Origin of the sequence: Vibrio sp. E14, from assembly GCF_020515785.1 — a bacterium.
Taxonomy (GTDB): Bacteria; Pseudomonadota; Gammaproteobacteria; order Enterobacterales; family Vibrionaceae; genus Vibrio; species Vibrio diabolicus.
Map to the genome: position 1 here is coordinate 951,387 of NZ_JAHPJI010000001.1, position 12,811 is coordinate 964,197.

At 41.0% G+C, this 12,811-nt stretch carries 10 protein-coding genes; 7 read left to right on the plus strand and 3 right to left on the minus strand.

The features are described 5' to 3' along the window. Positions 1–159 precede the first annotated feature (159 nt). The 7 genes from LIX84_RS04105 (at position 160) to brxL (ending at position 10,939) form a co-directional block, all read left to right on the plus strand. A complete protein-coding gene (locus LIX84_RS04105; RefSeq protein ID WP_226420707.1) occupies positions 160–1,251 on the plus strand; it encodes a hypothetical protein in 1,092 nt (363 codons plus the stop codon). Beyond that, positions 1,244–2,374, plus strand: coding sequence for a hypothetical protein (locus tag LIX84_RS04110; RefSeq protein ID WP_226420708.1), 1,131 nt, complete (start codon positions 1,244–1,246; stop codon positions 2,372–2,374). The genes LIX84_RS04105 and LIX84_RS04110 overlap by 8 nt, the downstream gene beginning before the upstream one ends. After that, entirely contained in the window at positions 2,359–3,909 is a 1,551-nt protein-coding gene (locus LIX84_RS04115) for an Hsp70 family protein (protein WP_226420709.1), read from the plus strand. The genes LIX84_RS04110 and LIX84_RS04115 overlap by 16 nt, the downstream gene beginning before the upstream one ends. Positions 3,910–4,251: 342 nt before the next feature. After that, complete coding sequence (locus LIX84_RS04120; RefSeq protein ID WP_140325594.1) at positions 4,252–4,992, plus strand: DUF3944 domain-containing protein; 741 nt, start codon at positions 4,252–4,254, stop codon at positions 4,990–4,992. Next, on the plus strand, positions 4,992–5,870 hold the full coding sequence (locus LIX84_RS04125) for a hypothetical protein (RefSeq protein ID WP_226420710.1): 879 nt from the start codon (positions 4,992–4,994) through the stop codon (positions 5,868–5,870). The genes LIX84_RS04120 and LIX84_RS04125 overlap by 1 nt, the downstream gene beginning before the upstream one ends. A gap of 167 nt (positions 5,871–6,037) precedes the next feature. Next, positions 6,038–8,755 carry a BREX-1 system phosphatase PglZ type A gene (pglZ, locus tag LIX84_RS04130; RefSeq protein ID WP_226420711.1) on the plus strand — a complete coding sequence of 906 codons (2,718 nt, stop codon included), beginning with the start codon at positions 6,038–6,040 and terminating at the stop codon, positions 8,753–8,755. A gap of 144 nt (positions 8,756–8,899) precedes the next feature. Next, positions 8,900–10,939 (plus strand): protease Lon-related BREX system protein BrxL, encoded by a 2,040-nt coding sequence (gene brxL / locus LIX84_RS04135; protein WP_198288624.1) that lies wholly within the window; start codon positions 8,900–8,902, stop codon positions 10,937–10,939. A gap of 70 nt (positions 10,940–11,009) precedes the next feature. Here brxL and LIX84_RS04140 read toward each other — a convergent pair whose 3' ends face one another. From LIX84_RS04140 to LIX84_RS04150, 3 genes are all read right to left on the minus strand, one after another. Then, a complete protein-coding gene (locus LIX84_RS04140; RefSeq protein ID WP_226420712.1) occupies positions 11,010–11,390 on the minus strand; it encodes a hypothetical protein in 381 nt (126 codons plus the stop codon). Positions 11,391–11,629: 239 nt separating this feature from the next. Further along, positions 11,630–12,049, minus strand: coding sequence for an AAA family ATPase (locus LIX84_RS04145; protein ID WP_226420840.1), 420 nt, complete (start codon positions 12,047–12,049; stop codon positions 11,630–11,632). Positions 12,050–12,056: 7 nt separating this feature from the next. Beyond that, positions 12,057–12,761: a hypothetical protein gene (locus LIX84_RS04150; RefSeq protein ID WP_226420713.1), complete on the minus strand. Its 705-nt coding sequence runs from the start codon at positions 12,759–12,761 to the stop codon at positions 12,057–12,059. Positions 12,762–12,811 lie beyond the last annotated feature (50 nt).

Here is a 12,811-nt window from a genome sequence, read left to right on the forward strand (position 1 = left end):
TAGTTAGAGCTAGCACAGTCTTACGACTGTGCCTTGTTCTACTGACATAAACAGATTAATAGACACTCTCGCTTCGGGCTAGATAGTATTGTTAGGGATATCTCCCTCAGCGTTAGCAAGTGTTCAGCCCTTTCACAAAAGGTGTTTAACAGGTGATTTATGAGCAACTACTACACAAATTTTATCGACCCTGGTAATAGTGGAGGTTCCGTACCAACACCAGATACCACTATCCCTTTTACGCCCAATACTGCGTTGTATGCTTGCCGTTTTTGTAGTGCAACCTTCGCTACTGATCATCTTAGGGTTAGCCATGAATGGGATGAGCATCCAAGCAAAAACCCTCAACTACATATATTCCAAAAGGCTGTTGGCTCTACTCGACTTGTTATACATACGAAACTCTCTCCCGAGGATATCGAGTTGACGTATTGCGATCAGATCTTTATCAATGGAGAAGCTATTGATATTGATGTCGCACCTGAATTGCTCTCTTCTAAACATAAATACTTTTTCGAAGTTCGAGCGGTTAACCAAGGTGTGACTAGAGAATTTAAAATCGATATCGATGTGGCAGATTCAAATGAATTAGAACAAGTCGACAAGTTATTCTGGGTAATTCTCAGTAGGGATGATTTTACTGAAGAACTTGTAACACAATTCGTCAAATCCTGTGCTGATTTTAATACTACTGTCGAATACGTTGACGGAATTGTAAAGTACTTGCAAGGCATCATGGCCAAGGATGGCAAAGCCCAGGTGTTAACATTTGAGGATTTTGATAAACGCTTCAACCAAGCAAGATCCAAACTACAACAGTTCAACACCCCCCTTTCGAGAGCTATTCAAAGTGTCATTGATTTCAACCAAAATCAATTTGGTACAACTGGATTAGAATCTGTTCCTTTTCTAAAACAAGCAATGGCGCTGTTTTTGAATGATAGATCCTTATACGTTGATAAAGGTTTGCAAGAAACCACTAAGAAATTGCCTGTCGATCGTATGACAGCCTTGCTTGTCGATGATGTTATAAATAATTTTGATGAACATTCTGTTGACTCAATCCAAGAGTTCTTAGATCGACTCCCTAGACGCAACATAAGCTTAAATGATCGACAAAAACTACAATTCCTATTAGTTAAAAAAGCATACAACACTGGGCATAAGACGATTATAAAGCCATTGATAAAACGGCTTGCATCGGCCGATACATTCAACCTTAATTTTATAGAAGAAACTGACTATGAGTAACACTCTTTCACTAAAATCAAAAAAGCAGGTTATCAACTTCAGTAGCCTCAATGGACTGATAGAGAACCTATTTAGTCCAGTGATTGATAAAAAGACCGATAAGATGAAACCAATCAAATTATTGGCTTCTCACGTCAACTCTTTGGTTGATTTGCCAATATCAACAAAACTGTCCACCAATGAGCGAGAATCTCTGAGCAAAATAGTATTAGAATCCGACGGTGAGCTTAAAACACTTCTTTCACTACTAGTTGCAAGCGAAAAGGCTCGACATCCTGAGGTTCGAAAAGAAGTCCTAGAATTTACGTGCCATGTCATAAATAACATTACGTTTCTCAACCCAACTTCAGATACAAATATTTTCTTGCTAAAAGACATGTCCCAGACTAACTCTGGCTACTTAGCTCGACTAGTTAAAGTACTGCAAGGCCGATTTGAAATATACAAAGGTGAGAACTACAAACCCTCTCAAAAGCGTAACTTAGAGGCGAACATTCTAGCTATCGCTCACATATGGGCCTTTGAAACATGTAAGGCTGATATAGATACTACTCTAAACAGCTTTGCTCGCTTATTGGCTACACGTGTTCCTGATGACATCGAAAAACATGTAAATCTAGAAGTGGATAATCAAGCAACAACGGGGATGGTGTATTTCTTAGCTTCACAAACTAATAGCTCCTTACTAAAGGACTTATCCTCTACTCTCTCGTTCTTTAAAGCTCGACAAGAAGCTGCTCAAAGTGAAAGTAATACCCTCAAGAGAACGAATTCTGATTTGCAAGCGAGGCACGGTAAACTTTTAGAGCAGATTGAAAGCTTGAAAGCAGATGGTTTGAAGAAAGACAACCTTATTAAACAGCTCAGTGAAGAAATTTTCTCTCTAAAGGAACAGCACTCTGAAAGTGAGCAGTCGCTAAAAGCTCAAAAAGTTCACCTTAAAGATGACACTTCTAAAGCAAAAGCAAAAGCACTGAACTTTTTAGAAGAAGAAGTGTTATCTACGCTGGAAAACTCATACAAAGCGCTGGATCGCGAAACCCCTAAAGTACATGTGGCACTGCATAACTTAGATGTGATGATCGAACGCGTTGAGGAGGAACTCAGATGGTTCAAAAAATAGGCATCGATTTTGGTACGACAAACAGTTTAATTTCTGTAGTAACTAAAGAAGGGATGGTTAAGTCATTTACTGATAGAAACCGCCCTCACCCATCAGTTGTCTCTTATGACAACGGGAAAGTTGTATGTGGTTCAAAAGCTAAGAAAAAGCTTGAAGATAGTGGTATCGGCGTATTTGGTAATACAATTCGCGGCCCCAAAAAGTTCATCGGCGGAGATCATATTCCTGTTGGGGGTGAGATCAAACACCCGAAAGATGTTGTTGCTGATTTAATGAGGTTTCTAATCGAACACGCAGAGGAAGATGATGCTCGTGAAATTGCCGATCTTTCTACTGCCGTGGTAACTATACCTGTTGCGATGGATGGCAGGTCAAGACATGCACTGCGAGAAGCCCTTTTAGATGCGGGTATTAATGTTGATAGTTTTGTCCATGAGCCATTAGCTGCCCTCTATGGCTATTATCAAGATCAGGAAGACCCACAGAATGCCATGCTCAGAGATGAAGGGAAAACGGTACTCGTTTTTGATTGGGGTGGCGGCACTCTCGATCTAACACTCTGTCAAATACGCGGTGGTATGATTGTGCAGGTAATGAACCGTGGTAACAATAAAGTAGGCGGAGATTACCTAGATGACGCAATCCTTAACTTTGTAGAAGAGCAGCACGCCCTTAAATTTGGTTGGACTGAGGAAACTAAAAAGCCTCGTCACCCAGGTATGAAAGCGAAGCTTCTTGAACAGTGTGAAAAGGCTAAGATAACTTTATCAAAGCGTTCAAAAGACATCATCTTCGTTCCTGACTACTATAGTGCTGACTCAGAAGAAGAATCTGAAATTGAATTTGAGCTAACAAAAGAGACACTTGACCGTATATCCAGCACAATTGTATCACAAGGAATTAGTGAAATTGAAACACTCTTAAGTGCTGAACAGGCGGATATGGATCATCAAACTATCGCTCTCTGCTTAGCTACGGGTGGCATGGTTAATATGCCTATTATTGAGCAACAATTGCGAGAAATATTTGGGGTCGCGGTATTGGAAGTATCACCAAAAGGCGATCGAATTATCTCTGAAGGTGCAGCTTGGATAGCAAAAAATGACTTGGGCTTAACTCTTGCCAAACCTTTCGAATTGGTTGAAGCTCGCAACTCGCTGCTGTCACTTATTCCAGAAGGTACTGAACTACCAAAACGTGGAAACACCAAATCAATCACTCAGGGGCTATATTGCGCAGACCCTAGAGACGGCAAAGCAGTGTTAACGTTTAAACGCCCTCAAATGGTTGGAAAATCAGCAGCAAGTGATCGACGTACAACCTATGCAAATCTTAGCGTTCCTGTTAACCCAGACTTTCCGCCAATGAAGGAAAGAATAGATGTACTTCTGGAAATAGACGAAAACTACATAGTAACTGTCAGAGCAAAAGCGAATGACCTAAAGCATTCAGTCTCACAACAAATTTTCGACTTAGAGTTCGCACTCCAAGCGACAAAAGATACCTCGGAAGGTACGCAAGGAAAAAAGTACTGAAGGGGCAAGGTGAACATCAAGGTGTTGCAGTAAGGTCGAACGTTACTCACCTCCCGAATGCATGGAACCTTGTCCCTGGAGAGCTTCTTAAAGAGTTTAATGACAAAAATCCGTACCTAAAGCAGAACATGACTAACGAACAGTGGGATGAATATTTGTTCTACCAACCTTGCTCGAACTGTGGCTCTAGGTGGAAAATTGGCTGTTGTTAAAACCTTTAAAAGAGCAGCTAAGGTTGCTTTTAAATTTATGACGATTTAAAAATATCCCTCAAAAAACAATAAGTTGTAGCCAAGAGCTGTATAGTCTCGGCACTCACTTGCAATCTCTAGAAGAAAAAAAATGAGCAATACTTACAAACAAGATAAAGATTTAGAGCTTCTACGTTATGCAGATAACGATATGTTAGGTGTTTTAGTTAACTATCTTACCACTGACAAAGATGGAAAAACTCGTTACACCGAGACGTTAACAGGAGACAAGCAGTTCCAAGCTGCGAAAGGCGATTACCAACAAGTGTGGCAGCAAATTGCTGGTGAGCTACAGCATTTTGGCGGTGATACGCTGGTTAACTTATTCAGACGTTCAGGGGTTGAATATAAGGAAATTCTTATTGATGTTTGCAAGAAGCTTAGCATCAAAACAGACTACAAAGCTGAGGCTGTTGATATTGAGCAGGCTCTTCTAGCAAAGCTATTTGCGGATTCCTGGGAAAAAATGTCTGAAGCTGAGCGAGAGGAGTTACGAAAAGAGTTAAAAATCGATGCGTCATTAACAAGCAGTGCCGCCTTGACTGCAATCATCGCAGCCATTCGAATGGGAGGATTTATGTCCTATCAGGTTGCTATGATTGTTGCTAATGCAGTAGCTAAAGCGCTGCTTGGAAGAGGCTTAACCATAGCAGCCAACGCTGGTTTAGCGCGTGCTATCGGTGTTTTAGCTGGGCCTATAGGTATAGCAATTACTGTGCTTTTAACTGTACCAGCTATTAGTGGACCAGCTTTTAGAGTAACCCTGCCCGCTGTCGTACAAGTTGCAGCAATGCGCCAGCAAATGCTCAATGGAGAGGAGCCTATTTTCTAATGGAAACTATATTTACTTTTGACTGGGAAAAAGTTTACCCCGAAGTCCTTGAAGGCCTACAAAACGGAAAAATAACTCTAAGAGATGGGGTCGCCTACTGGACAGAACTGGCTGAAAAATCTGGGATCGTGCAGCATATGCCGCTAAAAGAAGTTGCATTCGATCCTGAAAAATTAAATGAGATCAGTAAGCTAATACAAGCAAGCCATGCTACTCAAATGGCGGCTATTGGACTGTCTACAACTATTATTGTTGGTGCTATCGTTGTTCAAACAATGTATTTGGCAAGAAAAATAGACAAGCTTCAAGAGACAATGGATCTAATTTCTTCAGATATTAGCGCTCAAAATATATTGTTTTACATGGAAAAATTATCTAAGTATTTTGGAGCGATAGAGTCTACAAGGGTTCTTTTGTTGGATAAATCTTTGGTTTCTGAAACCCAAGATATCGCCGTAAACCTTATCTCTCAACTTTCTATTGAGAGAAACGAGGTTCTATCATTGATTGATAACCTTATCTCGTTTGCAGATCAGCTTACCGATCGTCACCTCGAGCAAATGCTAGATTTCATCACCATGGTTCTGGATATAATGCCAAAGGCAATCTATCTAGAAAGTCAGCTTTGTGACCGTTATGGTAAATTTAAATTATCCGAACATCTTATGCGAGAAAATACAAAGCGCTACAACCACACGCTACAGCAATACAGAAACTGGTGTAACTCAAAAGCAAAAGCAACGATCCGTGGGGATGCAAACCCTATAGCATTAACCTTCCACGATAAAAAGAATGACTTGAAAGCTCTATTTGACTCTAGTAACAACAATGCTCTACTCCAGCAACTTGTCAGTCCATCTTTGGAGTTGGCGAGTTAATCGAGCAATTTGGTGCTTGTTTAGCCTCAACGTAAACAACAGTTACACAAGCACCAATCTCTCACTTTACCCCTTCAGCTCTCAGCGATTTTTGCTTCATAAAGTGTTAAACTCCCAAACAGTTAGCACTTTTTTCACAGCCAACATTTAGGCGATGCAAAACAACAATGAATATTGACCAGATCACTAGCGGGCTAATAGCCAAATTTGAAAAAAGCAGACTTGTCTTTTGGCAGGACACGGACAATGAGTTCAACGACCTTATCGGATCGCTTTCTCTAGACTCATCTTACGAAAGTACGAAAATAATCCATCTAGATACGTTGTCACACCTCGAAGTTAAACACCGTATTGAACTGCTAGAACCAGAGACGGCTTTTCTGCTTTATAGCAATAAAGCACCTAACGAACCAACACGCGACTGGTTATATGACATTAGACTTTATGCGCAAGAGTTCTATGCCGATAGCAGTTCTATGATCCTGAATGATATTGGTATGAACATGGAGTTTCGACCTGTCATTGCTAAGTACAAAACCTTTTTTGGCAATAAACAGCGTGTTACTCGATTGAAGAAGATCCTTCCACCTTCAGCTAACGAAAGGGAGCTAGAGTTAGCACTTATTGCCGCGACTTTAAAAATCGAAACGCCAACGTTTGTTACTATTTTACAAGCTTTACTTGCTGAACTAGCTAATGATTTCGAATCCAAAGAACTACTAACCGAACTTGATAAATTCAATTTAAGCGAACCATTTTGGAGATTTGCTTATGAAGAATTAGGTTATATCGTTGAAACAACAGATGAGAATATTAAAGCGCCATCGATTCAAGAATTGGCTGTAAAGCTTCTCTTTACAGAATGCTATCAGTCACTAATCAATAGTGGTTGCTCAAATGTCGACGAAGTAGTTACTCGTTTTACAACACACCTATTACCAATGCCAACAAAAGAACAGCTTGAAGCTGGGTATACGGCAGAACGTGTTGGTATGAATTCAGGCAGACGTGCTCAAGTTGTTAGCTTCGTTATTCAACTAAGAGAAAGCCGCATTCATCAAGATAACTACAATCGCCTTGCTCGGCAGATAGAGCGAGATTATGAGATTTCCGACAAGTTAAGACTTATTGATACCCCGAAAAAGCTAAAACTTGTTGAGACCTTTGAGTTTGCAGATAAACAATTATCTATCTTACTCGTCAACAACATCTCATCGTTAAGTAGCGAAGAGATAAACAGCCTTGTATCACATAGGCTTACTACGCATTGGTGCCACGTTAAGCCTGAATTTGTGGATACTAAATATAAGAATGTATATTTAGCTATCAAATCGGCTAAGCAGTTCTATACCTTACGAGCTAAGTATATTGATGGATTTGATTTCAGCTCAGCAAAAGAACTTTACAGGGCTTATGAGCAAGAGCTTTTCCTTTTCGATACCGCTTACCGAAGCTTCTTTGAAAATGCGAGCCATGTTGCCCATCAAGGCTCAGATATTTTGAAGAAGCTAAAACTTGTTGAAGATATCGAAGACTTATATGTCAACTGGTACTTACACGATTTGGCGATCGCCTGGGGCAAACATGTCGATCAAGAAAGCCTACTAGATACATGGAAGATTAGTGGCGTCTTTAACCAATACGATTTCTACAAGAATGAAGTGGAACGTATATTCCAATCAAGCCAGATCAAACGTGTATTTGTCATTGTCAGTGACGCTCTTCGTTATGAAGTTGCCCATGAAATACATGAAAAAATAAACAAAGAAAAACGGTTTAAGTCTGTCATTAAATCTCAGCTTGGTGTGGTTCCTAGCTATACCCAGCTTGGAATGGCATCGCTTCTTCCCCACCAAGAACTCACTGCCCATATTGGTAAGGATATTAAATACAAAGCTGATGGGATGAGTGTACATGGTCTGGATAATCGCAACGCTATCCTTGAGAAGTATCACGGGATGGCAGTGAAAGCATCCGATGTGCTCAATTGGACAAATGAGGAAGGACGTAAAGCTGTTTCAGACGCTCGTGTTGTTTATATTTACCACGACCAGATTGATGCAATCGGCGATAAAGCCGCAACAGAAAACCAGACATTTGATGCTTGTGCAGATGGAATTGAGCAAGTGAGATTACTAGTAGAAAGAGTTATTAATAAACTAAACGGTAATCGTATCCTTGTGACTGCCGACCACGGATTTTTGTTTAAATCTAGTGATGTTGTTGAATCTGATAAGACGGCACTATCAGTAAAGCCACATGGCACAGTTGAAGCTAAAAAGCGCTACCTCATCGGACAGAAGCTTCCAGAAGACAGTTTTTACTGGAAAGGTGACATGGCCGTAACGGCTAAGTTGTCTGCCAATGGTGACCAAGCCGAGTTTATTGTTCCTCGAGGCTCAAACCGCTTTAACTTTGTGGGTGGTGCTAAGTTCATTCACGGTGGAATAATGCCACAAGAGATTTGTGTTCCAGTTCTTCGTATTGAGCACTTGAAAACGACCAAGCAAAAGACAACCGCAAAACAAAAAGTAGGTGTAGTGCCACTTAGTAATGGGCTTCGTATTGTTACACTTAGTGAGAAAATTGAGTTCTTACAAACAAATGCCGTTGGCGAACAATTTAAAGAACGTAACCTAAATATTTGGATAGAAGATCCTGAAGGCACAGTTGTTTCAAACAAAGCACAGATACTGTTTGACTCTTCAGCCTTAAATTCTGATGAACGCAAACGCAATGCGATACTGACGCTAAACGGCAGCAACTTCGATCGAACCACCCCATATAAACTAATCATGTGGGATAGTGAGCAGGGTGATCGCTACGCAACTCATTCGGTAACAATCGACTTAGCAATCCAAGACGATTTTGATGATCTTTTTTAACGGAACCTATTCATGATTGACGATAACAACGATAGTAAAGCAACGGAAGTTCATCACTACCATCATTTTGACAATAAAGAAAATGACACGTCTCCACAACCTGATGAAAGCCCCCTTTCTCAGGAAGAGGTCATTACACAAGAAATCAAAGATGTTCGAGATGTCGACTTAGACGCTCTCATGACCACTGAGTTCAAAGGGCGCGTTGTTCGCAAAGACTTAACGAAACAGCTTAAAGAAGGGGCAAACGTCCCCGTTTACGTCCTTGAATATCTGCTTGGTATGTACTGTTCGGCAACCGATGACGATCTTATCGAAGCAGGAATGGGACGCGTTAAGAAAATCTTAACGGATAACTACGTTCGACCTGATGAAGCTGAAAAAGTTAAATCTCTCATACGTGAACGCGGTACACATAAAGTCATTGATAAGATATCGGTTAAGCTCAACCAAAAGAAAGACGTATATGAGGCTAGCCTATCTAACCTTGGTATTAAAGATGCCGTTATCCCTGCAAGTATGGTCAAAGAGAATGAAAAGCTCTTAACTGGAGGGATCTGGTGTATCGTAACGTTGAGCTACTTCTTTGAAGAAGGTCAGAAAACATCGCCATTTTCTATTCTGGGTCTAAAAGCTATTCAGATGCCCTCTATGAACATGGAGGAAGTATTTAGCGCTCGTAAAAATTTTACTTTAGATCAGTGGCTCGACCTATTACTGCGATCTATTGGCATGGAACCAACGAACCTGGAACAACGTGCCAAATGGCATATTCTCGCTCGTATGATTCCGTTCGTTGAGAATAATTATAATGTGTGTGAGCTAGGTCCTCGTGGCACAGGTAAGTCTCACGTTTATAAAGAGTGTTCTCCAAACTCCCTACTCGTTTCTGGTGGTCAAACAACGGTAGCAAACCTTTTCTACAATATGTCGAGCCGCCAGGTAGGCCTTGTTGGCATGTGGGATATCGTCGCTTTTGATGAAGTCGCTGGTATCCGTTTTAAAGACAAAGATGGCGTGCAGATCATGAAGGACTACATGGCTTCAGGGTCTTTTAGCCGTGGTAGGGATTCCATTGAAGCGAAAGCTTCGATGGTTTTCGTCGGTAACATTGACCAAAGCGTTGAGACCTTGGTGAAAACTAGTCATCTACTGGCTCCTTTCCCCACCGAGATGATTGACTCTGCATTCTTTGACCGTTTCCATGCCTACATTCCTGGCTGGGAAATTCCTAAGATGCGACCTGAGTTCTTCACCAACCGTTACGGCTTAATAACAGACTACCTTGCTGAATACATGCGTGAAATGCGCAAACACGGCTTCGCGGACGCTATCGATAAGTTCTTTAAGTTGGGTAACAACCTCAATCAACGTGACGTTATTGCCGTTCGTAGAACAACATCAGGTCTGTTAAAACTTCTAGTACCTCATGGAGAGTACTCTAAAGAAGATGTGCGTACATGTTTGACTTATGCCCTTGAAGTTCGTCGCCGCGTAAAAGAACAGCTCAAGAAAATTGGCGGTATGGAGTTCTTCGATGTCAATTTCTCATACATCGATAATGAGACGCTCGAAGAGTTTTTTGTAAACGTTCCAGAGCAAGGTGGTTCGCAGATTATCCCACCAGGTATGCCTAATGCGGGTGTGATTCACTTTGTGAGTCCTGGTGCTGCGGGTAAACTTGGTGTTTTCCGAATTGAAACGCAAAAAACAGCAGGCAACGGCAAACTCACTACATCAGGGCTTGGCTCTGATACGGAAGCAAAAGAGCAAGTAAAAGTTGGCTTCGAGTATTTCAAAGGAAATTTGTCACGAATCGCGGCTAATAGTCAGTATTCTGATCATGAGTTCCACTTACACTTTGTTGACTTGCAAATGTCTGGTAATTCACACAGCTCTAGCCTTGCATCACTGATAGCAAACTGCTCTATCCTATTGGGTAAGCCGATGCAGGAATCAATGGTCGTCCTCGGCACTATGACACTAGGTGGAGTACTAAATCCTGTGCAGGATTTAGCTGGTTCTATGCAAGTCGCTCTTGAGGCTGGAGCGACTAAGATCCTAATCCCAATGTCATCTGCTAGCGATATACCGACAGTTCCAGCTGAAACGTTTACTAAATTCCAAGTAAGCTTTTACAGTGACCCCATCGACGCAGTGTACAAAGCGCTTGGGGTTAGTTAAGCTAACCTACAAAAAGAAGCGATCATTTTGATCGCTTCTGTATCTCATCTAATTAGCTTAGCGAAATGAATCAATCGTACTCACAATCAACCATTTTCTTATACATCTGTAGTGCAAAATTCCCATCATTCCAAAATAGCTGACGTCCGTTAATTTCACTACACTCCTCTACATATTCGTCGTATTCTTTCTCGCTATCAAACACTTTGGTACGATTGATCATGAGATCGCCGTTTGCTTCAAAGTCGATTGCTACGAGCACAACCTTATCTCCATTGACTTCGGTGTATTTTTCTAAATGGAAACCGCCCACGACTCCACAGCCAACAGCACTTGTAGAAGATTCATTTAGTTTCAACCCACAACGTTCCTCTAACAGTACATCAAGGGTACATGCTTCAGAAAAGCCTTGCTCGGCTTCAGCGACCACCTCTTCAAAGAATCTGCTCATTAGGTCTTCCTCAAAGATACCTAATTCATCTGTATCTTTGTAATTAGCCCAAAGGCAGTCATCATGACTGATATCGCAAGATTGAATTTGACAGTAACAATCAAACTCACCATCCACTAACTGAACCGAAAGCTCACCCTCCCACTTGATAGCATCACTCTCAACACTCGCCTATACCAATGCTTCGTAGCTTTCGTATTCATTTTTTTCAATGTTACTAAATCTTACTTCAATCTTACTCATGCTGCGTAACCTCTTTTTGTAGTTCCAAAGCTTGAGTCAAGCGTTTCAAACTGAGAAGCCATACGAGCAACCACTGAATCAGGAACACCATGTATATTCTGATAATTCCCCTTCATTTCAATGACCTCAAAGGCTAGTCCCATGTCATTCGCTAGATTTTGATAAAATTTCATTTCCCAGTTTTTCACAAACGTGTTTGCAACAACAACATTGAAACCAGCTTTCAAGAGACGCTTAGTTTCAAGCTTGCACCAGTTATGAGCATCCTTAATGTAAGTACTATCGTGTTGATATCGGCCATCTTTATCGATGAAAAACTGATCAGCCTCAACCAACTTTGCATCTAAAGTCTTAGCGTGCGTTGACTTCCCAGAGCCTGGGATACCTCTCACTAGAGTAAGTTTTTGCTCGTTGATCACCATCTTATACCTGACCTTCTTTGAGAATTGACGATACAAATAACGGTTCTTTAGTCATCAACATGGCACGAGGAACACGATTGAAGCGAAGATCTTCATTCAGAGTCTTAACCTTTTCTACAAGGTCTGCTTTAACTTGCTTGGTCAGTACTTGAACCTTGGCACCAAACGAATCGAGTATTTCAGAGGTTAGTTTGTCACTATAAATTGCGTTGCCAATGACTAATTCAGATGTAAATGATACCTTTTGGTCTTCGGCGGAAAAACTCAACGCAGCGATGTCTCCATAATCGTGTAGAAGAAGAACTTCATCACCATTAAGAGTGTGAACTGCGTATTGACCATCTCGCAATGCTTGTCGTACTATCAATGAGATAGCATTAAACTCACTGATTTCGAACAAAAACTCTGGAGCAAGCAAATACCCAGAAAAAAGTTGGGTTATAAGTTGCCTATGATTAGCAAAAGACGGATGTAGCTCTAAGTCGCTAATACCGTAACACTCATCAGCATTACAAATAGCAACTAGTTCTAAATCGACAAAGAGTCTTATCTGATATTGACCTGATACATCATCTAGGAGTGGAGTACCGTCGCAAGACGTAACTATGAGATGGGCGTTGGAGGACTCTAAAAGAGAATTCAATTTCTCCCCATCAAGATCTAGGAAGAAAGAAGTGAACTGTTTTTCTGTGTTAAAAATATCCATGATGGACTCCATTAATAATATAAACTCATTATTGAGTTTGATAACTTAGT